At 64.2% G+C, this 24,860-nt stretch carries 23 protein-coding genes; 19 read left to right on the top strand and 4 right to left on the bottom strand.

Features of this window, described 5'->3' with window-relative positions; all coding sequences use genetic code 11:
• Nucleotides 1–2: 2 nt before the first annotated feature.
• Nucleotides 3–1,013 (bottom strand): GDP-mannose 4,6-dehydratase, encoded by a 1,011-nt coding sequence (locus Q7S20_10960; GenBank protein MDO8502352.1) that lies wholly within the window; start codon nt 1,011–1,013, stop codon nt 3–5.
• 218 nt (nt 1,014–1,231) lie between these two features.
• Between Q7S20_10960 and Q7S20_10955 the strand changes: the two genes are divergently transcribed.
• Complete coding sequence (locus tag Q7S20_10955) at nt 1,232–2,686, top strand: MBOAT family O-acyltransferase (protein MDO8502351.1); 1,455 nt, start codon at nt 1,232–1,234, stop codon at nt 2,684–2,686.
• Entirely contained in the window at nt 2,686–3,708 is a 1,023-nt protein-coding gene (locus Q7S20_10950) for a hypothetical protein (protein ID MDO8502350.1), read from the top strand. Before Q7S20_10955 ends, Q7S20_10950 begins: the two co-directional genes overlap by 1 nt.
• Here the strand turns inward: Q7S20_10950 and Q7S20_10945 are convergent.
• From Q7S20_10945 to Q7S20_10935, 3 genes are read right to left on the bottom strand one after another with little or no spacing between them, the layout of a single operon-like run.
• Nucleotides 3,593–4,396: a glycosyltransferase family 2 protein gene (locus Q7S20_10945; protein ID MDO8502349.1), complete on the bottom strand. Its 804-nt coding sequence runs from the start codon at nt 4,394–4,396 to the stop codon at nt 3,593–3,595. The genes Q7S20_10950 and Q7S20_10945 overlap by 116 nt on opposite strands.
• Before the next feature lie 2 nt (nt 4,397–4,398).
• Nucleotides 4,399–5,106, bottom strand: a complete 708-nt coding sequence (locus Q7S20_10940; GenBank protein MDO8502348.1) for a class I SAM-dependent methyltransferase — start codon at nt 5,104–5,106, stop codon at nt 4,399–4,401.
• Nucleotides 5,107–5,133: 27 nt separating this feature from the next.
• Entirely contained in the window at nt 5,134–7,044 is a 1,911-nt protein-coding gene (locus tag Q7S20_10935; GenBank protein MDO8502347.1) for a nucleoside-diphosphate sugar epimerase/dehydratase, read from the bottom strand.
• Nucleotides 7,045–7,379: 335 nt separating this feature from the next.
• On the opposite strand from Q7S20_10935, the gene gmd reads away from it, so the two are divergent.
• The 17 genes from gmd to Q7S20_10850 all read left to right on the top strand — a co-directional run bounded on the left by gmd (nt 7,380) and on the right by Q7S20_10850 (nt 24,859).
• Nucleotides 7,380–8,471 (top strand): GDP-mannose 4,6-dehydratase, encoded by a 1,092-nt coding sequence (gene gmd, locus Q7S20_10930; protein MDO8502346.1) that lies wholly within the window; start codon nt 7,380–7,382, stop codon nt 8,469–8,471.
• Nucleotides 8,468–9,436: a GDP-L-fucose synthase gene (locus Q7S20_10925; protein ID MDO8502345.1), complete on the top strand. Its 969-nt coding sequence runs from the start codon at nt 8,468–8,470 to the stop codon at nt 9,434–9,436. The genes gmd and Q7S20_10925 overlap by 4 nt, the downstream gene beginning before the upstream one ends.
• The gene (locus tag Q7S20_10920; GenBank protein ID MDO8502344.1) at nt 9,433–10,557 is read left to right on the top strand and encodes a hypothetical protein; all 1,125 of its coding nucleotides are present in this window, start codon (nt 9,433–9,435) and stop codon (nt 10,555–10,557) included. The genes Q7S20_10925 and Q7S20_10920 overlap by 4 nt, the downstream gene beginning before the upstream one ends.
• Nucleotides 10,554–11,426: an ABC transporter permease gene (locus Q7S20_10915; protein MDO8502343.1), complete on the top strand. Its 873-nt coding sequence runs from the start codon at nt 10,554–10,556 to the stop codon at nt 11,424–11,426. The genes Q7S20_10920 and Q7S20_10915 overlap by 4 nt, the downstream gene beginning before the upstream one ends.
• A complete protein-coding gene (locus Q7S20_10910; GenBank protein ID MDO8502342.1) occupies nt 11,423–12,763 on the top strand; it encodes an ABC transporter ATP-binding protein in 1,341 nt (446 codons plus the stop codon). Before Q7S20_10915 ends, Q7S20_10910 begins: the two co-directional genes overlap by 4 nt.
• 10 nt (nt 12,764–12,773) lie before the next feature.
• Nucleotides 12,774–13,451 carry a glycosyltransferase family A protein gene (locus tag Q7S20_10905; GenBank protein MDO8502341.1) on the top strand — a complete coding sequence of 226 codons (678 nt, stop codon included), beginning with the start codon at nt 12,774–12,776 and terminating at the stop codon, nt 13,449–13,451.
• 79 nt (nt 13,452–13,530) lie between these two features.
• Nucleotides 13,531–14,595 carry an N-acetylneuraminate synthase family protein gene (locus tag Q7S20_10900; protein ID MDO8502340.1) on the top strand — a complete coding sequence of 355 codons (1,065 nt, stop codon included), beginning with the start codon at nt 13,531–13,533 and terminating at the stop codon, nt 14,593–14,595.
• Nucleotides 14,579–15,337, top strand: coding sequence for a glycosyltransferase family protein (locus Q7S20_10895; GenBank protein MDO8502339.1), 759 nt, complete (start codon nt 14,579–14,581; stop codon nt 15,335–15,337). The genes Q7S20_10900 and Q7S20_10895 overlap by 17 nt, the downstream gene beginning before the upstream one ends.
• Entirely contained in the window at nt 15,321–16,100 is a 780-nt protein-coding gene (locus tag Q7S20_10890) for a glycosyltransferase family protein (protein MDO8502338.1), read from the top strand. Before Q7S20_10895 ends, Q7S20_10890 begins: the two co-directional genes overlap by 17 nt.
• Nucleotides 16,097–17,140, top strand: a complete 1,044-nt coding sequence (locus Q7S20_10885) for a Gfo/Idh/MocA family oxidoreductase (protein MDO8502337.1) — start codon at nt 16,097–16,099, stop codon at nt 17,138–17,140. The genes Q7S20_10890 and Q7S20_10885 overlap by 4 nt, the downstream gene beginning before the upstream one ends.
• Complete coding sequence (locus Q7S20_10880; protein ID MDO8502336.1) at nt 17,137–18,420, top strand: DegT/DnrJ/EryC1/StrS family aminotransferase; 1,284 nt, start codon at nt 17,137–17,139, stop codon at nt 18,418–18,420. The genes Q7S20_10885 and Q7S20_10880 overlap by 4 nt, the downstream gene beginning before the upstream one ends.
• Before the next feature lie 5 nt (nt 18,421–18,425).
• The gene (locus tag Q7S20_10875) at nt 18,426–19,277 is read left to right on the top strand and encodes a hypothetical protein (protein MDO8502335.1); all 852 of its coding nucleotides are present in this window, start codon (nt 18,426–18,428) and stop codon (nt 19,275–19,277) included.
• 107 nt (nt 19,278–19,384) lie between these two features.
• Nucleotides 19,385–21,049, top strand: a complete 1,665-nt coding sequence (locus tag Q7S20_10870; GenBank protein ID MDO8502334.1) for a hypothetical protein — start codon at nt 19,385–19,387, stop codon at nt 21,047–21,049.
• A complete protein-coding gene (locus Q7S20_10865) occupies nt 21,046–22,548 on the top strand; it encodes a hypothetical protein (GenBank protein ID MDO8502333.1) in 1,503 nt (500 codons plus the stop codon). Before Q7S20_10870 ends, Q7S20_10865 begins: the two co-directional genes overlap by 4 nt.
• A gap of 32 nt (nt 22,549–22,580) precedes the next feature.
• The gene (locus tag Q7S20_10860; GenBank protein ID MDO8502332.1) at nt 22,581–22,868 is read left to right on the top strand and encodes a hypothetical protein; all 288 of its coding nucleotides are present in this window, start codon (nt 22,581–22,583) and stop codon (nt 22,866–22,868) included.
• Nucleotides 22,869–23,552, top strand: coding sequence for an SDR family oxidoreductase (locus Q7S20_10855; GenBank protein ID MDO8502331.1), 684 nt, complete (start codon nt 22,869–22,871; stop codon nt 23,550–23,552).
• Nucleotides 23,552–24,859, top strand: a complete 1,308-nt coding sequence (locus Q7S20_10850; protein MDO8502330.1) for a fatty acid--CoA ligase family protein — start codon at nt 23,552–23,554, stop codon at nt 24,857–24,859. The genes Q7S20_10855 and Q7S20_10850 overlap by 1 nt, the downstream gene beginning before the upstream one ends.
• The last annotated feature ends 1 nt before the right edge of the window (nt 24,860 follow it).

The raw sequence follows: 24,860 nt of genomic DNA, 5'->3' as shown, positions 1-24,860 counted from the left end.
GGTCAGAGCGCGCCGCCGGCGAGGATAATCCGCTCTCCTTCGACCATCATCCGCACCACGTCGCGCATCCGGTAGCGGGCTGACCAATTCAGCTTGCGGGCGGCGAGGGACGGATCGCCTACTCCTCGGGCGAGATCCGTGGGGCGTAGAAAGGCGGGGTCGAGCTGTACGTGCTCCCGCCAGTCCAGCCCCACCTCGCGGAACGCCATTTCGACGAACGATCCCAGCGAGTTGAGCTGTCCCGTCGCGATCACGAAATCGTCCGGGCTCGGTTGCTGCAGCATCAGCCACATCGCCTCGACGTACTCGGGAGCCCAACCCCAGTCCCTTTCGATATTGACGTTGCCGAGGTGAAGTGTCTCGCCGCTGCCGCCGGCGATGCGGCACGCGGCCGCGACGACCTTGCGGGTGACGAATCGCTCGGGGCGGAGCGGGGACTCGTGATTGTACAGAATTCCCGAGCAGGCGTAGAGTCCGTACGCTTCGCGATAGTTGGCGACTTCCCAGAATGCTGCTGACTTTGCGACCGCGTACGGGCTCCGCGGTCTGAAGGGTGTCGTCTCGTTCGCCGCGGCGCCTCCCGTGTCGCCGAAGCACTCGCTCGATCCCGCATTGTAGAAGCGGATGGGGTGCTCGACGAACCTGATTGCCTCGAGGAGGTTCAAGGTGCCGAGACTGATGCTCTCGAGCGTTTCGACGGGCTGCTGGAATGAGAGGCCGACGGAGCTTTGGCCGGCGAGGTTGTAAATTTCGTCTGGCGCCGCCTTTCGCACTGCCTGCAGAACGCTGCGAAAATCCGTCACGGCCATGGACTCGAGCTGAATCTTTCCCTGAAGGCCGAGCCTGTGGAGCTTGGTGAAGTGGGAGACCTGGGCGTCGCGCGATGTGCCGAATACCTCGTAGCCGCGCGAAAGGAGAAAGCGCGTGAGGTAGGCGCCGTCCTGTCCGGACACGCCGCAGATGAGGGCGCGCTTCGGGTTTCCTGCTGTGGCGACAGGCCCTGCGTAAGTCATTGATGCGATGGTTGAGTTTCACCCAGGAGCGACGTGCCCTAATTTGTGGAGCGCGCTGTCGCCATGATAGCGGCGTGTCCAGCCAAAGTAGAAATGTCCCCTTGGTTTCACTGAGTCCAGGCTCACCGTTCGCTCCCCGCTTGCAGTGCATTTCGGTCCTGCATTTCGGTCCGTCCCCCTTCGGTTAAATTCCCCGCGACACCATTTTATTCCAATAAGTGCTCTTCAACTCCTTCACCTTCCTGATCTTCTTTCCGGTGGTGGCGACGATCTATTTCGTCCTGCCCCACCGCTACCGCTGGGCGTGGCTGCTCGCCGCAAGCTGCTACTTCTACATGGCGTTCATCCCCGTCTACATCCTGATCCTGTTCTTCACGATCGCGGTTGACTACGTAGCGGGAATCCTCATCGAGAACGCAGCGGGATCGAAGCGGAAGTGGTTCCTGGTGATGAGCATCGTCGCCAACGTCGGCGTCCTCGCGGTCTTCAAGTACGTCAACTTCCTCAACGCCAACGCTCACGCCATCGCCGAGGTCTTCCACTGGCCCTATCACCTCGTGCCGCTCGGCATCATCCTGCCAATCGGCCTCTCGTTCCACACGTTCCAGGCGATGTCGTACACGGTCGAGGTCTATCGCGGACGCCATCCTGCCGAGCGTCACCTCGGGATATTCGCCCTCTACGTGATGTTCTTCCCGCAGCTCGTCGCGGGCCCCATCGAGCGGCCGCAGAACCTGCTGCATCAGTTCTACGAGAAACACGCCTTTGAGTACGAGCGCGTCACCGACGGGCTCCGCAAGATGGCGTGGGGCCTGTTTATGAAGGTCGTCATCGCCGACCGCCTCGCGCGCTACGTCAACATCGTCTACGACGACCCCACGAGCTTTCAGGGGCTCACGCTCGTCATCGCCACGGTCTTCTTCGCGTTCCAGATCTATTGCGACTTCGCCGGCTACTCGCAGATGGCGATCGGCGCCGCCGAGGTGATGGGCTTCCGCCTGATGAAGAACTTCGACCGGCCGTACCTGTCGCGCTCCATCAGCGAGTTCTGGAGCCGCTGGCACATCTCGCTCTCGAGCTGGTTCCGCGACTTCGTCTACATCCCGCTCGGCGGAAATCGCGTCGCCAGGCCGCGCTGGTACTGGAACATCTTCATCACGTTTCTCCTGAGCGGGCTGTGGCACGGAGCCAACTGGACGTTCGTGATCTGGGGCGCGCTCAACGGCTTCTACCTCATGTTCTCGCTCTTCACACAGGGCGCGCGCGAAGCGGTCGCACGCGCGACGGGACTGGCCGCGCATCCCCGGCTCCGCATGGTGATGAGCGTCGGCATCACGTTCGTCCTGTGCTGCATCGCATGGGTGTTCTTCCGCGCCAACACGACGACGGACGCAATCCACATCCTGTCCGCCGCCCTGGCGCGGCCGACGGCTCACCAGATCCTGCCGGATATTCTCCGCGCCGAGGGAATCTCCAGGCTCGAGGTGCTTTACTCGCTGGTGCTCATCGCCGGGCTCATGACTGTGGAGGTTGTCTCCACGCGTGTTGACGTGGTGAAACAGTTCCGGCTCCAGCCGGCATGGGTGCGATGGCCCGCATACTACGCGTTGTGCATGGCGGTCTGGCTGCTCGGCATCAACACCGAGCAGGCATTCATCTACTTCCAGTTCTGATGTCCGCCGCCGTGAAGAAGCTCACGCTCAGGATCGCTGCGCTCGCCACCGCGATCACGCTGACCGGATTGATCATCGGGCAGTACGACATCCGCTCGACGGACGACAGCTACGTCGCGGCCGTACTCGAGAAGGATCGGCTAATTCGGAATACGCCGTCACCCAAAATCATTCTCGTCGGCGGATCGAACCTCGCATTCGGAATTGACAGCAGGATGATGCAGGACTCGCTCGGCCTCCCCGTCGTCAACATGGGGCTCTACGCCAAGCTCGGCCTCAAGTACATGCTGGCGCAGGTGAAGCCGTACATCAGGCCCGGCGACGCCGTCGTCGTCGTCCCCGAGTTCGACCAGTTCTACGGCGACTACGCCAACGGCGACAACACCCTCAACACCGCGCTGCTCTACGCGCCGGCGGACCGCATTGGCGACTTCGTGCGATCGTACTCGATCATTGATGTGGTATTGAGACCGCGCGTGGAGAACGCGAGGCGCGCGTTCCTTCACGCCGCCGCCGCAGCGGTAGGGAAGGAGAGCCAGTTCTTCCCGCCGGACACGAACGCGGTTTACAACCGGCGCTCCTTCAACCAGTACGGCGACGTCGTCAGCCACCTCGGCAAGAAGGGCAACGATCCCGACTCGATCTTCGTAAAGCCGCTGCCGCCGATGAAGGACTTCAACAAGCGCATTCTCGACGATCTCAACGGAATCGCCGAGCGAGCGAAGGACGAGCAGGCGCATGCCTACTTTCTCTTTCCATCCTATATAGATCGCTCGTACGCGATCAACGTCGCCGCGATTGACTCGCTCAGGTCACGCCTGACGCGGGGGATGCGCATACCGATCGTCGGTACGGCACGCGATTTCGTGTATCCCGGCTATCTCTTCTTCGACACCCGCTACCACCTCAACGGGGAAGGGCGGCGGCTGCGGACTCTGAAGATGATAGAGGAGCTTCGCTCGGCGGGACTGAAGGACGGATGGCTGCGCGATACACGGGCGCCTTCGGCGACAGGAGATTAAACCGCACGATGTGCCACAGCGCCGCCACACCGTCGCTCCACCTGATCTTCTTCCCCTCGGCGTACGTCCGGCCGCTGTAGCTGATCGGCACCTCGTAAATCCGCGCACGGGACTGCGCCAGCCGCGCCGTCAGCTCGGGCTCGAACCCGAATCTGTTCGACGTGAGCGGCAGGCTCTTCATCAAATCGGTCCTCACCAGCTTGTAGCAGGTCTCTATGTCGGAGATGTTCAGGTTGGTGAGCATGTTGGAGAGCGTGGTGAGCCCCCAGTTGCCGAGACTGTGCCAGTAGTAGAGCACGCGGCTCACGTCGCCCTTGAAGCGGCTGCCGAAAACGGCGTCGGCCCGACCGTCACGGATGGGGCCGAGCAGGCGGAGAATGTCGAACGGATCGTACTCCAGATCGGCGTCCTGGATCACCACCACGTCGCCCGTCGCCTTCGCCAGCGCCGTCCGGATCGCGGCGCCCTTTCCACGATTCACCTCGTGAGTGACCAGCTCATCTATGCGACCCGACGCGCGTAGCTCCCGCAGGACATCGTGCGTTCCGTCGGTCGAGCAGTCGTCCACGCAGATGATCTGCATCTCGAACGGAACCTCGCGCACGCGCTTCACCGCGTGAGCGACGGTCGCGCGCTCGTTGTACACAGGCATCAGCACCGAGACTTTGATGGGATTCTGCTCGCTCATGGTCAGGGCTTGGTCGCGATCGCGACGAGGTTGGAGCCTATCGGCGGCGAAAATACCGACTCCAGGCGCGACAGCCAGGGGATGACGAGCCGATCATAGGCCTTCACGTCACGAGCCGCAATGCTCGATTTGCGGAGGACGCGGCCGGCCATGAACCACGCGGCGATTCCCGGGAGATTCATGTAGCTGATGCGGTGCGGCTTCCATCCGGCTGACTCGATCACGGCGCGCAGCGAGGCTTTCGTGTACCGGCGATGGTGCTCGAAGACGCGGTCGAGCGTTCCGTAGATCGCTGGAAGAGCGGGGGCGAAGAGGAGCAAATGGCCCCCGGGGACAATGGCATCCCGTGCCTCTCGCAGAAACGCCTCATGATCCGCGACATGCTCGAGGACGTTCACCGCAACGAACGCATTCGCCGATAAGGACCGGTAATGCTGGCTGAGGTACCCGGGAGTCACCCGGACCCGCGGATTGCCCTGGAAGCGCTTTTGGAGGGCTGGGAACGTATTCGCCGCGGGCTCGATGGCGATGAGCTGGCGGATGCGCGGCACGCTGAGCAGGAATTCCGAGAACGTTCCGATCCCGGCGCCGGCCTCGATCACCGTCGGGCCGAGGAAAGGCTCGAACTGCTTCAGGACCCAGGCGTAGTAGTTCTTCGCTTCGGCCAGGGAGGTGAGCTCGGTGCCGGAGTAGTTGAAGGGCTCAGTCACTGTGGCGGTCACCTGCGTCGCACGGCCTTACGCCCGCCGGACTGTCTCCGACCCGCGCGCCGGCGCCTCGCCCTCGTGAGAAGTAGCCCCGTGCGGGTGGAAATCGGGCACGAGCGTCTGGAGCAGCTTCCGGATCTCGTCTTCCGGACGGCCGCTGTCCGTAGAGCGCATGAGCGCGTCTATGTGCTTCACGGTGCCCTCGGCGAGCAATCCGTTGCGCGCGCGCAGCACCTTGGGGTGATCCGTCGGCAGCACGTTCTCGGCGGTGAAGAACATCTCCTCGTACAGCTTTTCGCCCGGACGCACGCCGGTGAACGTGATCTCGATGTCGGCGCCGACCTCGAGGCCGGAGAGGCGAATGAGATCGGTGGCGATGTCCACGATGCGGATCTGCTCGCCCATGTCGAGCACGAACACCTCGCCGCCGCGTCCAAGAGCGCCCGCCTGGAGCACCAGCTGCACGGCCTCCGGGATCGTCATGAAATAGCGGCGCATCTCGGGGTGCGTCACGGTGACGGGACCGCCGGCGCGAATCTGCCGGAGGAACGTCGGAACCACCGAGCCGCGGCTGCCGAGGACGTTGCCGAATCGCACCGAGACGAAATTGCGGTGGTGCTTGGTCGCCGCGTGCTGCACGAGCTGTTCGGCGATTCGCTTGGTGGCGCCCATGACGCTGGTGGGGCGCACCGCCTTGTCCGTCGAGATGAGCACGAAGTGCTGGACGTTCACCTCGATCGCCGCGTCCACGACGTTGCGCGTGCCGGCGACGTTGTTGGTGACGGCCTCGAGGACGTTGTCCTCCATCAGCGGCACATGCTTGTGCGCGGCGGTGTGGAAGACGGCGTGCGGGCGGTACTGCTGGAAGATGTACTGGATGCGGCCGCGGTCGCGGACGTCGGCGATGACGGGAATCATCTCGACGTCCGGGAAGCTGAGCGTCAGCTCCTGGAAGATGTCGAAGATGGAGTTTTCCCCGTGACCGAGGAGAATCAGGCGGGACGGAGCAAGCCGGGCGAGCTGCCGGCAGAGCTCGCTGCCGATGGACCCGCCGGCGCCGGTGATGAGAACGGTCTCGCTCGTCGCCAGTTCGGCGACCGCGGCGAGGTCGGTCTCGACGGCATCGCGGCGGAGGAGGTCCTGGATCTCGACTTCCCGCAAGCCCGTGGCGTTGCCCTGCCGCGAGATGATCTCGGGGAGGCTGGGCACGGTGCGGGTGGGGATGCCGCAGCTGAGCGCCGCGCGAACGACCTGCCTGATCACGGTACCGGGAGCCGAAGGCATCGCGATGATGATCTCGGCGACTCCGAGCCGCTCGACGATCTCCGGGATGTGCGCGAGGGGGCCGAACACCGGCAGGCCGGCCAGTATGCGGCCGTGCTTGGTGGCGTCCGAATCCACGAAGCCGATCGGCTCGAGGCCGAGCTGCGACGTGGCGAACAGCTCCTTCACGACCAGCTTGCCCGCGTCGCCCGCTCCGGCAATGAGGACGCGCTTTCCGCCGTCGTCCTTCCGGCGGTGCGTGTAGCCCGCCCGGTTGATCCTCGCCATGAGGCGCGGCAGGGAGATGAGGGCGCCGGTCAGGAATGTGTCAATGAATATGACGGAGAACGGGACCCTGGCCGGCGTGAGGCCGGTGGCGGGGAGGACGATCAGCCCGATCAGCCCGCAGGCGACCCCACCGCCCAGGGCGGCGAGAAGGATCGGCCTGAGCTCGCCGACGCTGGCGTGGCGCCAGAGCCGCCGGTACATGCCGGCGATGAAGAATATGAAGAGTCTGAGGGGTACCGAGAGAGCCAGGTAGAAAGTGACGAGGCGGAGATTCTCACTTATCCACTGCGGCTGCTCGAAGCGAACGAGAAACGCAATCAGTGTCGCCGCGATAACGGACAGGAAGTCGGCGACGAACAGGTGCCTGTTTCGGATTGGCTTAGGCGTCAAGACGTGTTTCTGGCTTGAGGTATTTCGACGTCACAAACAAAATGGGCATGGGACCATCTTCTCCGAACTGCGAGCGGCAAGGCCCATGCCCGTCCCAATCTACGCAATAACGACTCCTGCACAATCCGGATGTCACACATTGATGCGAACTTACGACCATTATGAAGACTACGGGACAAGACTACGGGACAAGACTACGGGAAAAGATTGACTGACGCCATAGCCTATGTGACATTTCTCCGGCTCAACCTTCCATCGTCATTAACGATCCCGGGGGGACGCTCCTGCCATGACGGAGGGCTTCCCGGGCTTCGCCGCATCTTTACGGGTTCTCAATGAAAACAGTGCTGATCACGGGGGTTACCGGCCAGGACGGAGCCTACCTCGCGCGTCTCCTGCTCGCGAAGGGTTACATGGTCCACGGCCTCAAGCGCCGTGCCTCGTCGTTCAACACTCAGCGGGTGGACCAGATCTACGCCGAGCCGCAGGATGTTCACTCCCGGTTCGTGATGCACTACGGCGACCTCACCGACGCCACGAATCTCATCCGCATCATCCAGGAGTCCCAGCCCGACGAGATCTACAACCTCGCCGCACAGAGCCACGTCCAGGTCTCCTTCGAGACGCCCGAATACACGGGCAACGCCGACGCGCTCGGCGCCTTGCGACTGCTCGAGGCGCTGAGAATCCTCGGCATGCTCGATCGCGTGCGATTCTATCAGGCCTCGACGTCCGAGATGTACGGCAAGGTGCAGGCGGTGCCGCAGTCGGAGACGACGCCCTTCTATCCCCGCTCCCCGTACGCTGTGGCGAAGCTCTACGCGCACTGGATCACGGTGAACTATCGCGAGGCATACGGAGCGCACGCGTCGTCGGGCATCCTGTTCAATCACGAGTCGCCCATTCGCGGCGAGACATTCGTGACGCGCAAGATCACGATGGCCGTCGCCCGCATCCGTGAGGGGCAGCAGGACAAGCTCTTCCTCGGGAACCTCGACGCCGAGCGCGACTGGGGATTCGCCGGGGACTACGTGGAAGGGATGTGGAAGATGGTGCAGCACGCGACTCCGGGCGATTACGTGCTTGCGACAGGAGCGAAGCACACGGTGCGCGAGTTCTGCTCGGCCGCTTTCGCCCGCGTGGGAATGAACATCGAGTTCCGCGGCACGGGTGAGGACGAAGTGGGGATTGATACCGCGACGGGGAACGAGGTCATCGCGATTGACAAGCGGTACTTCCGTCCGACGGAAGTGGACCTCCTGATCGGTGATGCCAGCAAGGCGAAGCGCGAGCTGGGGTGGTCGCCGCGCGTGAGCTTCACGGAGCTCGTGGAAATGATGGTGGATGCCGATCTCGCGTCGGTGCAGTCGGGCATGCCGTTCACGATCGAGTCGTCGTACGCGGCGCTGCACGCGCTGGTAAAGTGACGGACCGGGCGGCGAGCCGCTGTTTCGTCGCCGGCCATCGCGGGCTGGTAGGATCGGCGGTGGTCCGCGCCCTCGAGGCGGGGGGCTATCCGGCTCCGATCGTGAGGACGCGTGCGGAGCTCGATCTGCTCGACCAGCGCGCGGTGCGCCAGTTCTTCAGGGATGAGAAGCCCGACGTCGTCTTCTTCGCCGCGGCGAAGGTGGGCGGGATCAAGGCGAACAATACATATCGCTGGGATTTTCTCTTCGAGAACCTGGTTATCGAGACCAACGTGCTCGGCGCGTCGCTCGACGCGGGAGTGGATCGTGTAGTCTTCTTCGGCAGCTCGTGCATCTATCCGAGGATGTCACCGCAGCCGATCAGGGAGGAGTACCTGCTCACGAGCCCGCTCGAGTCCACCAACGAGCCCTACGCCATCGCCAAGATTGCCGGGGTGAAGCTGGTTGAGGCCGCGAACTCGCAGTTCGGCCGGCGCTGGATCTCGCTGATGCCGACGAATCTGTACGGACCGAACGACAACTTCGACCTCGAGAGCTCGCACGTGCTTCCGGCCCTGATCCGAAAGTTTCACGAAGCGAAGGAAGCGCGCGCCGAGGGCCTGGATGCCGTCGTCACGCTGTGGGGACACGGGACGGCGCGCCGCGAGTTCCTGCATGTGGACGACGCAGCAGGCGCTGCACTCATGATGATGGAGTCGGGAGTCACGGGACTCTACAACGTCGGATCCGGCTCCGACCTGCCGATCAAGGAGCTGGCGCAGATTGTTGCCCGCGTTGTCGGCTATGACGGACCGGTGGAATGGGATACGTCCAGGCCCGACGGCACTCCCCGGAAGCTGATGGATTCCGCGCTGATCCGCAGTCGCGGCTGGGAACCACGCATTCCGCTGGAGGAAGGCATCCGCTCGACATACGAATGGTTCCTCGGCGCGCGCGAAGCCGAGCTGGCGAGGCTCGCCAGTTGACCAGCCCCCGCGCGACGCAACCGCTGAGCGTTCCTGCGGCGCCGCAGATCGCCGGCGCTCCGGAAGAAAACGAGAAGGACATATCCGCGGTGAGCCTGATGAACGTGCTGCTGCGCCATCGCGTGATGATCGTCACGCTCGCGCTCGCCATCGGCGCGTACGCCGGCGCGCGGAGCGTCACGTCGTCCAGGTACTACACGACTGAGGCGAAGTTCATGCCCAGGGGCGCGCGAGGCCAGGGCCAGCTCGGCGGTATCGCGGCGCAGTTCGGCATCAACCTTGGCAGCGGCGATCCGTCCAGCAATCCGCAGCTCTACACCGACCTGCTCGAGACGAGGTCGCTGCTGTGGCCGGTGGCGGAGAAGACGTACCGGATGAGGACCGACACGGGAGTGGTGAGCGGCGATCTGGAGAAGATCTTCAACATCAGGGATCCTCGCCCTGCCGTACGGAAGGCGAAGGTGATCAGCGCGCTCAAGGGCGCGATCCGCTCGACACTGGCGGCAAAGACCGGTGTCATCTCCGTCAGCGTGGCCACCGCGAATCCGGAGCTGTCGCTCCAGATCGCGCAGAACCTTCTGGACCAGGTTAACATCTACAACCTGTCGCAGCGGCAGAACCTGGCATCGCTCGATCGCGCCTTCGTCGAGCGGCAGCTCGGGGAGAAGCGCGCCGAGCTTCGCCAGGCGGAGTCGGAGCTGGAGAGCTTCCTCGAGGGGAACCGCCAGTACAGGTACTCGCCGCAGCTCGTACTTGAGTACGGACGGCTGCAGCGGCAGGTGGACATGCGGAACCAGATCTACTCGAGCCTGTTGAGCGCGTATGAAACGGCGCGCATCGAAGAGGTGCGCGACCTGCCGGTGATCACGGTCATCGAGGCGCCGGAGCTGCCGATCGGTCCCGACTCGCGCGGCGGCGTGCGGAAGACCGCCATCGGCATTCTGATCGGGCTGGTGCTCGGATCTCTTCTCGCGTTCGGGCGCGACCGGATGGCCCGTGGCAGCGCGTCGCAATCAGACGAGTTCGTGGAGTTTGCCGCACTGAGGCATGAGGCGATGGGCGACCTCACGCATCCGTGGCGGCCTCTTGCGCGGGCTTTCGGCTCGCGGCGCAAAGCGTGACGGCGCCTGCGACGTTCCCCGGCCAGAACCGCCCGCCCGCCGCTGTCCGCCGACCGACCGTGGTCATCGAGCCGACCAGCGGCTGGTCGGCCCTCAACCTCCGCGAGCTGTGGACGTACCGCGACCTGCTGATGATCCTCGCCGGCCGCGACATCAAGCTGCGGTACAAGCAGACCGGGCTCGGCATCACGTGGGTGGTGCTTCAGCCGCTTGTGGCCGCGCTCATCTTCACGGTGATGTTCGGCCGCTTCGCGAAGCTGCCGAGCGACGGGCACCCCTACCTCGTGTTCGTCTTCAGCGGCGTGGTGGTGTGGAACTACTTCGCCGCTGTGCTGCAGCGCGCCGGCAACAGTCTCATCACCGACCAGCGGCTCATCACCAAGGTCTATTTCCCGCGACTGGCGATTCCCCTCGCCAGCACCTTCTCGGCGATGCTCGACCTGCTGGTATCGCTTGGCGTGCTGGCGGTGTTCATGATCTTCTATGGCATATCGCCGACGTGGCGGCTGCTGGCGCTTCCGTTCTTCATCGCGCTCACCGCGGTCACGGCAACGGGGGTGAGTCTCTGGCTGTCCGCGCTCAACGTGAAGTACCGCGATTTCGTGCACGCGCTGCCGTTCCTGCTCCAGGTGTGGATGTTCGCCAGTCCGGTAGCCTACGCGACGACGATCGTGCCCGAGAAGTGGCGGCTGTACTACAGTCTGAATCCGGCTGTCGCCTTCATTGAAGGCGCCCGCTGGTCGGTGCTCGGCACCAGTTCCATAACGCCGGCGATCGTGGGGATCACCACCGTTCTGTCTCTGGCGGTGTTCGTCGGCGGCGCCTTCTTCTTCCGCCGGGTAGAGCGCGGCTTCGCGGACGCGGTATGAGCCAGACGGCGATCAAGGTCGAAGGGCTCGCGAAATCGTACCGCATAGCGCGGGCGCTCGGACGCCAGCCGTACCGCACGCTTCAGGAAGAAGTCATCGCGCTGCCGAAGAACCTGTGGAAGCGCGCGCTTGGCCGGTCCGACACGATGGAGACGTTCTGGGCGCTGGATGACGTCTCGTTCGAGGTGATGGAGGGCGAGGTCGTCGGGATAATCGGGCGCAACGGAGCGGGGAAGAGCACTTTGCTCAAGATCCTGTCGCGGATCACCGAGCCGACGCGGGGGCGCGCCGAGATCTACGGACGCGTCGGCGCGCTGCTCGAAGTCGGGACGGGGTTCCATCCCGAGCTCACGGGCCGCGAGAACATCTTCCTGAGCGGCGCCATCCTCGGCATGCGGAAGTCGGAGATCGCGCGGCAGTTCGACGCCATCGTGGATTTCGCCGGGGTCGAGCAGTTCATAGATACGCCGACCAAGCGCTACTCGAGCGGCATGTACACGCGGCTCGCATTCGCTGTAGCCGCGCATCTCGAGCCGGAGATACTGCTTGTGGACGAGGTGCTGGCGGTAGGTGACGCCGAGTTCCAGAAGAAATGCCTCGGCAAGATGGAGGACGTGGCGGGCGAGGGGCGCACGGTGTTCTTCGTGAGCCACAACACGCAGGCGGTGCGGCAGCTCTGCACGCGCGGGATTCTGCTTGAGCACGGTCGTGTCGCCGCCGACGGGCCCACGGATTCAACGCTCGCCGTTTACAACCAGCGGCTGCGCGAGCTGCGCGTGGATGCGGAGACCGGGGTGAACAATCCGGAGAACCGCCGCGGCTCCGGCGCGGTGCGATTCACGGCGGTGTCGGTCGAGGATCTCGACGGGAACGAGCGCTACACGTTCGCGATGGGCGACACTGTGCGGTTCCGCCTCACGTTCACGGTTCACGCGCCGATGCGCGGGCTGGCGATATTCGTCGGGATCCGCTCGGGGATGTCGCGCGAGCTCGTGACCTCCGCGCGGCACGTCGTCACCGGGGCGCTCGTCTCGCCGGGAACGACTTCGACCGTCGTGGTTGACCTGCCGAGCGTGTACATCCGGCCGGGCGAGTATCCGCTGTACCTGCACGTGAGCGAATCTCTCCAGTCTCCGAAGAATTACGACGTGCTCGACGATCTCACGCCGCCCCTTGTCATTGTCGCGGGGTCGCGCGTGCTGCACGACAACTTCGACCCGTCGAGGCCGCTCGGCGTCTTCTCGCTTCCGTCGCGCATGACGGTCGAGGAGCCGCTCCCCGGCGCGTCCGGCGAGAAGCCCCGTACTCCAATGAAGCGCCCACAAATCGTTCGCTGAGCGACATCGAATGACACACATGCCAACCGTCTCGCTGGTCGTGGCAGTACGCAACCAGGAGAATTACATCGGCCGGTGCATACGGTCGATCCTCAACCAGACGTACCCGAGCGGCGACTACGAAGTGATCGTGGTGAACGACGCGAGCACGGACCGCACGCGATTCGCACTTGAGCAATTCGAGCACAAGATCCGGCTGATTCACAACGACGAACGGAAGGGGCTTCCGGGCTCGCTCAACATCGGCATCCGGTCGGCGCGCGGCCGGTTCGTCGTGCGGATTGACGGCGACGACTACGTGCACACGGAGTACCTGAACATTCTCTCGATGCATCTCACGCTCAATCCGTGGATGGACGCGGTGGCGTGCGACTATCACCTCGTGGAGGACAACGACGAAGTGATCGAGCGCATGAACTGCGAGGAGAAGCCGATCGGCTGCGGCATTATGTTCCGCATTGACCAGCTGGTGGAGCTCGGACTGTACGACGAGCAGTTCCTGCTGCACGAGGACAAGGACCTGCGCATCCGCTTCCTCGAGAAGTACAGAATCCACCGGGTCGCGCTGCCGCTGTACCGCTATCGCCGCCACGACGAGAACATGACCAACGATCACGGCGCGATGAACGGCTATCTGAATCAGCTCGAGGCCAAGCACGGACTGGAGAAGGTCAACGGCCATGGGTAGGGACGAGAACGCAGAGAGGGCAGAGACGCAGAGGCGCAGAGAGATCCACCTTGGGGCGCGGGTTGTGACCGATGATTCGATGCCTTATGTCATTGCCGAGATCGGGGTGAATCACGAAGGGTCGCTGGAGCTGGCGAAGAGGCTGATAGACCTGGCGAAGGAAGGCGGCGCGGACGCGGCGAAGTTCCAGACGTACAAGGCGGAGACGCTGGCGTCGAAGCACAGCCCGGCGTACTGGGATCTAACGAGGGAGCCGACGACGAGCCAGTTCCGGCTCTTCCAGAAGTACGATTCGTTCGGGCCGGACGAGTATCGCGAGCTGGCGAAGCACTGCGAGGAGGTGGGGATCGATTTCGTCTCCACTCCATTCGACAAGTCGGCGGTGGAGCTGCTGGACCCGCTGATGCCGTTCTTCAAGATTGCGTCTGCCGATCTCACGAATACTCCGCTGCTGCGACAGGTGGCGGAGACGGGGAAGCCCGTCGTTCTCTCGACTGGCGCGTCCACTTCCGACGAAGTGCGGGATGCGGTGAAGACGCTTCGCGACGCGGGGTGCGAAGAGCTGTCGCTGCTGCATTGCGTGCTCAATTATCCGACCGCTGACGAGAACGCGCATCTGGGGATGATCACTGCGCTGCGCGCCGAGTATCCCGAGCTGCTCATCGGCTATTCCGATCACACCGTTCCCGACGACGGGATGACCGCGCTGTGCACGGCATTCGTGTTGGGTGCACGGGTGATCGAGAAGCACTTCACGCACGACAAGACGCTGCCGGGAAACGACCATTACCACGCGATGGACGTGGACGATCTCAAGCGGTTCCGCGTGTACGTGGCGCGGCTCGACTCGATGATCGGGAGGAAGGCGGAGGTCGAATCAATCGAGACGGAAGAGATCTCGCGGCTGAACGCGCGGCGGAGCATCGTGCTCGATGCGGACGTCTCAGCGGGGACCGAATTGCGCGAGGAGATGCTCACGTACAAGCGGCCGGGGACGGGGGTGAGCCCGGTGCACTGGGATGAGGTGATCGGGCGGTGCGCAGCACGGGATCTGTCGCGGGATCATGTACTTCAGTGGGAGGACCTCATGCCGGTAACTGCAAGCGGAAGATCAACCCAGGTTGATCTTGAATCGAAAGCCTGACGTGCTCCCCACGATCGCTATCATCCAGGCGCGAATGACTTCGTCGCGCCTCCCCGGCAAGGTCCTCCTCGATATTGCGGGCCAATCCATGCTGGCGAGGGTCGTGCAACGAGTCCGGCGATCCCGGCTCGTGGACGAGGTGGTAGTGGCAACCACCGTCAACCCCGCCGACGATGCGGTCGCGGAGGCGGCGGAATTGCTCGGCGTCCGCGTAACGAGAGGGAGCGAGGAGGACGTGCTCGGCCGCTTTCACGATGCCGCGGAAAGTCTCGGTGCCGGCGTCATCGTCCGCATCTGCGCCGATTCGCCTTTCGTGGATCCCGACGTCTGCGACCAGGCCATCGCCAGTTATCGAGCTGCCGAGCCCGCGGCGGATTATGCGAGCAACAAGCTTGAGCCGAGCTTCCCGCTGGGGCTCGACGTCGAGGTGTTCTCGCGTGGCGCGCTCGATCGCGCATGGCGCGAGGCGACGGAAAGTTTCGAGCGCTCGCACGTCACCGTGTACATGTACGACAATCCGGCGGCGTTCCGGCTCGTCCCGGTGACGACCGGCATTGATCGCCACGCCTGGCGGTGGACTGTGGATACGCCGGTGGATCTCGAGTTTGCGCGGCGGGTTTACGCGCGGCTCGGCGGCGGCAACGACTTCAGCTGGCTCGACGTTGTGAGTCTCATCGAGCGCGAGCCGGAACTGGCCGATATCAACTCGCATCTGAGGCCGAAGCATGTCACCGAGGGGTGAGCCGCATCGAATGGGCGCCGACCCGATGAGGATCGTCTGCATCGTGGAGGCGCGCTTCAACGCCACCCGGCTCCCCGGTAAAGTCCTCATGCCGATCCTCGGCGAGCCGATGCTCGGCCGCATGGTCGAGCGGCTGCGGCGCGCAAGGACGATTGACGAGATCGTGATTGCGACGACAGACGACCCGGCGGACGACCGGCTCGCCGCATACGCGCAGAGGATTGGCGCGCATGTCTTTCGCGGAAGCGAAGACGACGTGCTGGATCGCGTAGTCCGCGCGGCGGACGCCCGCTCCGCGGATATCATCGTCGAGCTGACTGGTGACTGCCCGCTCGTGGATCCCGGCCTGGTGGACAAGGTCGTCGGCAATTTTCTCATGGGCGGCGCGGATTTCGTCAGCAACATCCTGCCGCATACGACCCCGCGCGGCACGGACGTGCGCGTGTTTCGCGCCGCCGACCTCGCGGAGATCAACGCCACATCCACAGATCCGGCGGATCACGAGCACGTCTCGGTTCACTTCTGGGAGCATCCCGAGCGCTATCGTTGCAGAAACGTCGGGACCGATTTTCCCGAAGCTGCGGCATCGCTGCGACTCACCGTGGACACGGACGAAGACCTCGAGCTCGTGCGCGCGATCTACGACGAGCTCTACCCCGCGAATCCCGCGTTCACTCTCGCCGACGTGCTGAATCTTCTCGAACGCCGTTCTGATCTGATTGATTTGAACCGCAACATCCGGCAGAAAGACGTTCGCTCATGACGGTGCCAGGCCGGCCACCCTACAGGGCGGCGCTGATCGGCTGCGGAAAGATCGGCAGCGACTTCGCCGACGACCGGCTGATGAAAGGAGACGTGTTCTCTCACGCCGAGGCGTATCAGCAATGCCCCGAGACGGACCTGGTGGCGATCGCGGACTCCGACCCGGCCGCGCTCGAGCGTTGCGGCGAGCGGTGGGGAGTGAGCGCGCGTTTCAGCGCCGTCGCGGATCTGATGGCATCGGTACGTCCGGAGATCGTGAGCGTCGCCACTCCAACGCCGACGCACTTCACCGTGGCGTCGCAGATTCTCAGGGCCGAACAGGCGCCGCTCGCGATGCTCTGTGAAAAGCCGCTGGCTTCGACGCTGTACGAGGCGGAGCGCCTTGTGGGGCTGGCGCGGGAGCGGGGCACGCTGCTGGTGGTGATGCACCTGCGCCGCTACGCGCGGAACATGCAGAACCTGAGGCGCTTTCTGCGCGACGGCGGCATCGGTGAGCTGCGGGGCGTTTCGGGCTGGCTCACGAAAGGCACGGTGCACAACGGCACGCACTGGTTCGACCTCCTCCGTTATCTCGTGGGCGAAGTCGAGTGGGTATCGGCGAAAGACATTCTTCGCGAGGGTGGCGCCGATCCGACGCTCGACGTCGCGCTCGGCATGTCGAACGGCATGGTCGCGACCATGCGCGCGGCGGAGGTCGCCAACTTCACCATTTGCGAGATGGATATCATGGGATCGCGCGGCAGAGCGCAGATAGTGGACTCGTCGTATCGCGTGGATATCGCGACGGCGATGCCGAGCCCGCGCTACAGCGGCTATGTCGAGCTCGCCCCATCATCGGTGAACATGGGCGACCGGAAGGACGTGATGCTGCACGCCGTCGAAGACATCGTGGCGTGTCTTGCCACCGGCTCGGCGCCGCAGTCATCGGGCGAGGACGGATTGGAAGCGCTGAGAATTGCACTCGCGGCCCACCAGTCCGCGCGAAACGAGGGGGAAGTCGTCACCCTGACGCGGGCGGGCGCGGTGAGCGCCACGTCGTGAGCCGGCTCGCGATCAACGGCGGCACACCCGTCCGCACCACGCCATTCCCACGGTACAACACCATCGGCGAAGAGGAAAAGCGCGCGGTCGCCGCGGTGCTCGACAGCGGAGAGCTTTCCGGATTTCTCGGCACATGGTCGCCCGCGTTCCACGGCGGGACGAATGTGCAGCGGCTGGAGCGCGACTGGGAAGCGTTCTTTGGCGTGAAGCACGCGGTGTCCGTCAACGCCGCGACGTCGGGTCTCTACGCCGCGGTCGGCGCGGCGGGAGTGGGGCCGGGAGACGAAGTCATCGTCTCGCCGTACACGATGACGGCCTCGGCATCGGCGGCAATCGTCTACGGCGCGATTCCCGTATTTGCCGACATAGACGAGGACACGTTCTGCATCACTCCCGAAACGATCCGCCAGCGCCTCAGTCCGTACACGAAGGCGATCATCGTCGTGGACCTGCTCGGCCATCCGGCCGACATTGACGGGATAATGGAGATCGCGCGTGAGCGGAACCTCGTCGTGATCGAGGATGCGGCGCAGGCTCCCGGTGCGACGTACAACGGGCGGCACGCCGGCACGCTCGCCCACATGGGTGTGTTCAGTCTCAACTATCACAAGACGATTCACACCGGTGAAGGCGGAGTTGTAGTCACCGACGATGCAAGATTGGCCGATCGCCTGGCGCTGATCCGCAACCACGGTGAAGTGGTGGTGAAGGACATGGGTGTCGAGGACATCGTGAACCTCGTCGGGTTCAACTATCGCATGACGGAGATAGAGGCGGCGATCGGCATCGAGCAGCTCAGGAAGCTGCCGGCGCTGCATCCGCCGCGCGTGGCGTGCGCTGAGTTTCTGACGGAGCGGCTGAGATTGTTCCCCGGACTGCGCACGCCGGTCGTGAAGGAGGGCGTCATGCACGGGTATTACCGGTACGCGTTGAGGTTCGACGAGGATGTCGTCGGTGTTTCGCGCGACCGGTTCGTGGATGCGCTCAACGCCGAGGGGATCCCGATGGTGAAGGGGTACACCGAGCCGATCTATCTCGAGCCCATGTACCAGAAGCGCATTGCCTTCGGAAAGGACGGGTTTCCGTTCACCTATCCCGGCTGGAAGGGCACGGTCAGCTACGAGCCGGGAATCTGCCCGGTGATCGAGCGGCTGTACTACAAGGAGCTTATGTGCACCGACGTCATCCACGCCAGCATGACTGAGGCGGACTTGATGGACGTCGTAACCGCGTTCGAGAAGGTGTACGAGAACCGGTACCAGCTACCCGCTACCCGGTAGTCATCATGAAGCTCCGTCCGCTCGACGATCTTCCGAAATATTCGCCCTGGCCGGCGCGGCTGCTCGGCCTTGAGCCATGGCCGGAGAAGCGGAGGACTCCGGATGAGATCGAGCGTGAGTTCGGCCGGGAGAAATGGGGCGAGCTTCTCGAGCGATTCAGAAAGAATCCGGGGGCGGGGCTCGACGAAGTGGACCGATGGGCGGCGGGGGATCCGAAGGAGACTCTGGTGGCGCTGGGCGACGACCTTGTGCTGATGACGCCGGAGGAATCGCACGCGGCTTATCTGGACATCGTCGCGGGGGCGCTCCAGCCGCATCTGAATGCGGCCGGGCTGGTCGAGCTCGGTTGCGGTTACGGAAGTGTGATCCTGGGGCTCGCGCGGCGGGCCGAATTCGCCGGCATCCCGCTATTTGCCGCCGACTGCACTTCGACCGGCCCCGAGCTTGCCGCGGCGATCGCGAGTCGGGAGGGGACGGCGCTCTCGACCGGGTGGTGCGATCTCGCCTCGGGTCGCACGGCGGGGATCACGATCCCCGAGGGCAGCACCGTCTTTACGGCCTATGCGGCCCAGTACATCGAGCCCATCGGCGACGCGTTCGTCGAGGGGTTGTCCGCGCTCCGTCCGGCGGCGGTGGTGCACGTGGAGCCCGTCTATGAACATTGCGACGAAAGCACCCTGCTGGGCCTTCTCAGGCGGCGTTATATTCAGGCCAACGGATACAACCGGAATCTGGTGACCATTCTGCACGATCACGAGGCGCGGGGCTCGCTCAAGATCATCGCCGAGAGTTCTCCTGCCTTCGGTCCGAACCCGCTTCTCGCGGCGTCGGTGATTGCCTGGGTACCGCAGGGTTGAGTCAGATTTAGCCGTCCGCGATGCGCGGGGCTCGAGGCCTGGCCCCGCACAACCAAATCCACTGAAATTTGCGCTCTCCTCTGAAATCCTTGAACCGGTATGCGCGGATGGCCGCGCACATCGCAATCCAGAAATCGCCGCTGCTGGTGCAGGCGCTCTTCAAGCACACCGAAGAGCACCGCACGCGGAAGATGGCTCAGCTGTACAAGCATGGCCGCGACATTGATCAGTCGAAGGGAACGCTTCTCTTCTGGGTACCGGGGGGCATGCCGCTGCTTCTGCATGTCGAGGCATCCATCGCCGCGGCGATGAAGCTGCGCGGGTATGACGTCCACGCCATCATCTGCAATGCGCCTTACCGCGGCTGTGCCATCCGCACCGTGCAGGAGGGAGTGCCGATCGCGAAATGGCGCGACGCCTGCCTGACCTGCACGCGCAAGACGAGCGCTGTGCTCGAGCAGATGGGAATTCCGTACTCTTACAACGGTGATTTCCTGACGGACGCGGAGCGCGACGAGCTCTGGCAGAGCACCGCCGACGTGACGTGGGACACACTCGACACGCTCTCCTACAACGGCCTGAACGTCGGGAAGAACGTGCGTTCGTCTGTCGTGCGATACCTCCAGGGTGCCGCGCTGACGGGCCACGAGGCGATCGTGCGCGAGTATGCGTACAGCGGGCTCGTGTCCGCCTGCGCCGCCGCCCGCGCGCTCGACCGGTTCAATCCGTGGCGCGTATTCATGTCGCACGGCACTTACATAGACTGGGGCCCCGCCATTCACACCGCGTTCGAGCGCGGCATCCCCGTGACCGGGTGGAAGGCGTCGTATCTCTCGTGGCATTTCTACCTTCGCCACGTCGAGGACCCCTCGCGCATTGATTTCAAGAAGCTGAGCCGCGCCTGCTGGGAGGACATCAGGAGCCGCGAGCTCTCGCCGCGGGAGAACGCCCGACTCGACAAGTTCTTCGAGGACCGCTACCACCGGCAGATCAGCTTCGACATGAAGCACATCAAGACTTATCGCCAGGACGTCAGCGAGCTGAAGAAGAAGTACGCGCCCACCGACAAGCCCGTTTTCGCCGTGCTTGCCCATATCAACTGGGACAGCGTGTCCGACTACGCGCCGATGGCGTATCCGTCGTTCGACGACTGGATGATAGACACCATTCGCCACGCCATCGAGATCCCCGACGTTCAGTGGCTGATCAAGATCCATCCGATCGAGGCGTGGGATAACCCCGCCAGCGGCGTCCAGCGACTGATCGAGCGGGAATTCCCCGAGCTGCCCGACCACGTGCGGGTCATTCCAGCGGAAGAGGACATCAGCCCGGCCAACATGTTCGAGCTGATAGATGGCGGCGTCACGGTGTACGGCACTGCCGGTCTCGAACTCGCGCTCATGGGCAAGCCGGTGATTCTCGCCGGCGAGGCGCACTACGGCGGGCTCGGCTTTGCGCACGAAGGAATGACGCCTATCACCTACCGCCGGTTCCTGAAGGGCGCGTCGCGTCTCGGACGTCTTACCGATCAGCAGCGGCGTGACGTGCGCAAGTACGCATACTCGCACTTCATCCAGCGGCAGATCCCGCTCGAGATCGTGCACGATCCACGCACCGAGTGGTGGGGGCTCCAGCACGAGAAGCGTGAGCTGCTGCTGCCCGGGAAGGATGCGTTCATCGAGTTCGTCTGCGACCGGCTGGTGGATGGCCGCGACTTCAACATGACGGAGGATCTGGTCGCCCTCTCCGAGCGCGAGGTCGGAGCGGCGTGACCGCAGCCCGGACATCCGCGCAGGTGACGCGCCTCGTCGGATTCGATACTGCCGGCGAGCCATTCGTGAGCGGCGACCGCGTTCTTCGCGGCATCTACAGCGGACACGCGGACACCGTGCGCCGGGTGCTCCGCGTTTGCGAGGAGCACGATCTCTTCAGCCACGGCATCGTCCCGACGCGCGAGCTGGCGGAGAATCCGCACCCCGGGCTGGCGTACGAAATGGTGCTCGAGCACGAGCGAATTCCGTTCGTCACGTATCCGCACGAATGGTCGGCCGCGATGTTCGGCGAGGCGGCGCTGCTCCACATTGCACTCTACGAGCGGCTCGAGGAGCACGGCCTCACGATCAAGGACTGGCACCCGCACAACATCCTGTTCTCGGGGACCCGTCCGGTGTTCGTGGACTTCACGTCCATCATCCCGATCTCCGATCTGCCGAAGCAGCCCCATCTCCAGTCGGGACGGCCTCCCGAGGGGATCGGCGCCCTGTGGGACGAGACGTCGAAAGCGATCTACGAGATGTACCGCCTGATGTTCGAGCCGTACTTCGGGCTTCCGTTGATGATGATGCATCGCGGCCTGCACGCGCAGGCCAGGCGCCGCATCTACGAGACTACGCTCAATGCGTCGGAGTCGGTGATCACGCGGCAGGAGGCGTTCGAAGGATCGTTCGCCGACCGCGTGATGTACGAGGTCGAGGCGCGATGGCTTCTCGTCACTCTTGTGGAGAAGGGGCCGCAAAAGCCGCGCTTCTTCCGCCGGCTGCGGCACATCATCGCGTCGAGAAAGGCGGCCCTGAAAGGCAGCGCATACAGCAGCTACTACGAGGACAAGAAGGAGGTGTTCGCGGCGACCCCGAGCGACGACTGGACGGACAAGCAGCGCGGCGTGCACGAAACGCTCACGCGGCTCAACCCGCGCACTGTCCTCGACCTCGGCAGCAATACGGGATGGTTCTCGATGCTCGCCGCCAGGCTCGGCAGCTCGGTCGTCGCGGTGGACCTCGACGAGGCCTCGATCGACCGCCTGTTCGGCGATGCCCGCCGGGAGCGGCTCGACATCCTGCCGCTGGTCGCGAATCTCACCGCACCGCTGCCGCCGCTCTATCCGAGGGTGTACGAGAACGAGCCATCGCTGTCGCTCATCGGCGATGGCGCGCCGGTCGTCGCGCCCCCCGATGAGCGGCTCCAGTGCGAGTTGGTCCTCGCCCTCGCGATCGTCCACCACCTCGCGCTGGGCCAGGCCCTGACCTTCGAGGCCATCGCCGCGATACTCGGCCGCCTCTCGACGAAGTATCTTTGCGTCGAGTTCGTGGACATGGACGACCAGATGATCACCAGCGATCCTGGGTTCTTTCCGGCCTGGAACGCGGCCCGGGGATCGTTCGGGTGGTACACGCGGGAGAATCTCATGGCTGCGCTCGGGTCGCACTTCGGGAGCGTCGAGGTCGTAGCGTCGCACCCCGAAACGCGGTCGCTGCTCATCTGCACGAAATGACAGATTCGAACATGAAATCCGAGGCTCACTGAATGGCAGCTGCTTACGAAGACGTTGAGAAGTTCGTGCGCGATGAGGTCGCATCGCTGACCGGCCAGTCGGCCGGGTCGGTCACGGCCAACACAGTCCTTGTCGGCGCCGGCCGCGTGGTGGACTCCGCCGATCTGGTGATGCTGCTGCTCGCCGCCGAGGAGTACGCGCGCGACCAGCTCGGGGCGCATTTCGACTGGACGAGCGACAGCGCGATGTCCGAGGCGCGCAGCGTCCTGCGCAGCGTCGGGACTCTCGCGCGTCATCTGTCCGAGCTGCCGCAGTCGTAAATGGACACCGTCATCGTCACCGGTGCGTCGCGCGGGCTCGGTCGCTTCTGCGCCGACCAGCTGCACTCCCGCGGCTACCGCGTGGTCGGCGTCGGCCGGACGCCGGCAGCCGACGCGGCCTTCGAGATGCGCGCCGCCGACGTCTCGGATCCCGCATCCATCGCTGCCGCGCTCGGCGATCTTCGGCGCGACAAAAGCGTATTCGCGTTGATCAATTGCGCCGGGATCGCGTCCATGAATCTCGTCGTGACGACGCCGCCGGAGACCGTGAGACGGATTGTCGAGACAAACCTTCTCGGCACCATCTTCTGTTGCCAGCAGGTCGCACCCGCGCTCATCAAGCGCGGATCGGGACGCATCGTCAACTTTTCCACACTTGGCGTGCCGCTCGCCATCAAGGGTGAAGCGATCTACGTCGCGTCCAAGGCGGGGGTCGAGGGATTCACGCGCGCGTTCGCCCGTGAGATGGCGCCGCACGGAGTGACGGTCAATGCCATTGCCCCCGGCCCCATAGATACGGCGCTCATCGCGAAGGTCCCGAAGGACAAGGTCGAAGCAGTGGTCCGCCAGCAGATCATCCCGCGCCAGGGCACACCCGAAGACGTGTGGAACATCCTCTCGCTCCTGCTCTCGGACGAGAGCTCGATGATCAGCGGACAGATCATGCACGTCGGCGGCGCGTAGTGCGCATCCTCGAGGAGCTCGGCAGACGGAACGCCGGGAACCACGAGCCCTTCCTGATCGGCCCGGGCGGCAGTCTCGCCTTCGATGACATCGCCGGAGCGGCCGCGCAGCCGGGAGTGGATCTCGCGGCCATTCCACGGGGCGCGGTGGTGGCGCTTGTCGGCGACTTCGACGGCCCCACGATCGCGACGATGCTGGAGCTGCTCGACCGCGGCGTGATCCTGATGCCTCTCACTGAGGGGACGAGCGCCGACCATGAGTATTTCTTCGAGACCGGTCGCGCCGAGTGGATCATTCGCGGTGGCCGCCTGGAGCACCGCGGGGGGCAGTCCGCCGCAGCGCATCGGCTGATCGAGGAGCTCCGCCGCAGCGGGCACCCCGGCATTGTCTTCTTCTCGTCGGGAACCACCGGTCGCCCCAAAGCGATCCTCCACGACTTTGACAATTTTCTCGAGCGCTACGCCGTTCCGCGCGCTCCGCTCCGCGCGCTCAATTTCCTTCTGTTCGATCACGCCGGCGGCATCAACACGATGCTGCACACGCTGTTCAACAAGGGCGTGGTGATTGTTCCCTCCGAGCGCACGCCGGAGACGATCGCCGCGGAAATGGTGAAGCATCGCGTAGAGCTGCTGCCGGCGACGCCGACATTTCTTCGCATGATGCTGCTCACGGGCGTGTTCGACGCGATGAAGTTCCCCGATCTCCGCGTCATCACCTACGGAACCGAACGGATGGACCAGGGGACACTCGACCGCCTCGCCGCGAAGCTGCCCGCGGTGGATCTCAGGCAGACGTACGGTCTCTCCGAGCTTGGCGTGTTCCAGGTCAAGTCGAAGGCGCGCGACAGTCTGTGGATGCGGATCGGCGGGACGGGGATCGAGACGCGGATCGTGGAGGGCGTGCTCCAAATGCGATCGGCCAACCGGATGCTTGGCTATCTCAACGCGCCGTCACCGTTCGTTGACGGATGGTACGACACGGGCGACATCGTCGAGCAGGACGGTGAGTTCATCAAGGTCGTCGGACGCGCGAAGGAGATAGTAAACGTCGGCGGGCTCAAGATCCTGCCCGGTGAAGTCGAGCGTGTGGCGCTGCTGCATCCCGACGTTCTGCGCGCCAAGGCGGTGGGCGTGCCGAACCCGATCACGGGCCAGCATATCGAAGTCACCGTCGAGCCGCGCGATGGCGCGTCGCTCGATCGCCGCGCCATCATGGCTCACTTTCGCACGCACCTTCAGAAGCAGCTCTCGCCTCACCGGGTCATCATTGGCAAAGTTGCGGTGAGCCACCGGTTCAAGCAGAAGTGAG

This window comes from Gemmatimonadaceae bacterium (assembly GCA_030647905.1).
Classification (GTDB): Bacteria; Gemmatimonadota; Gemmatimonadetes; order Gemmatimonadales; family Gemmatimonadaceae; genus UBA4720.
Note: the sequence above shows the minus strand (reverse complement) of the source record. Positions and strands in the feature narration are given on the sequence as shown.

Bases quoted from the DNA above. Each gene is read 5' to 3' on its own strand.
- Q7S20_10900 (MDO8502340.1), top strand. From the start codon at position 13,531: ATGCCTTATGTCATTGCCGAGATCGGGGTGAATCACGAAGGGTCGCTG.
- gmd (MDO8502346.1), top strand. From the start codon at position 7,380: ATGAAAACAGTGCTGATCACGGGGGTTACCGGCCAGGACGGAGCCTAC.
- Q7S20_10905 (MDO8502341.1), top strand. From the start codon at position 12,774: ATGACACACATGCCAACCGTCTCGCTGGTCGTGGCAGTACGCAACCAG.
- Q7S20_10910 (MDO8502342.1), top strand. From the start codon at position 11,423: ATGAGCCAGACGGCGATCAAGGTCGAAGGGCTCGCGAAATCGTACCGC.
- Q7S20_10860 (MDO8502332.1), top strand. From the start codon at position 22,581: ATGGCAGCTGCTTACGAAGACGTTGAGAAGTTCGTGCGCGATGAGGTC.
- Q7S20_10890 (MDO8502338.1), top strand. From the start codon at position 15,321: ATGTCACCGAGGGGTGAGCCGCATCGAATGGGCGCCGACCCGATGAGG.
- Q7S20_10950 (MDO8502350.1), top strand. From the start codon at position 2,686: ATGTCCGCCGCCGTGAAGAAGCTCACGCTCAGGATCGCTGCGCTCGCC.
- Q7S20_10960 (MDO8502352.1), bottom strand. From the start codon at position 1,013: ATGACTTACGCAGGGCCTGTCGCCACAGCAGGAAACCCGAAGCGCGCC.
- Q7S20_10875 (MDO8502335.1), top strand. From the start codon at position 18,426: ATGAAGCTCCGTCCGCTCGACGATCTTCCGAAATATTCGCCCTGGCCG.
- Q7S20_10885 (MDO8502337.1), top strand. From the start codon at position 16,097: ATGACGGTGCCAGGCCGGCCACCCTACAGGGCGGCGCTGATCGGCTGC.
- Q7S20_10945 (MDO8502349.1), bottom strand. From the start codon at position 4,396: ATGAGCGAGCAGAATCCCATCAAAGTCTCGGTGCTGATGCCTGTGTAC.
- Q7S20_10870 (MDO8502334.1), top strand. From the start codon at position 19,385: ATGGCCGCGCACATCGCAATCCAGAAATCGCCGCTGCTGGTGCAGGCG.
- Q7S20_10855 (MDO8502331.1), top strand. From the start codon at position 22,869: ATGGACACCGTCATCGTCACCGGTGCGTCGCGCGGGCTCGGTCGCTTC.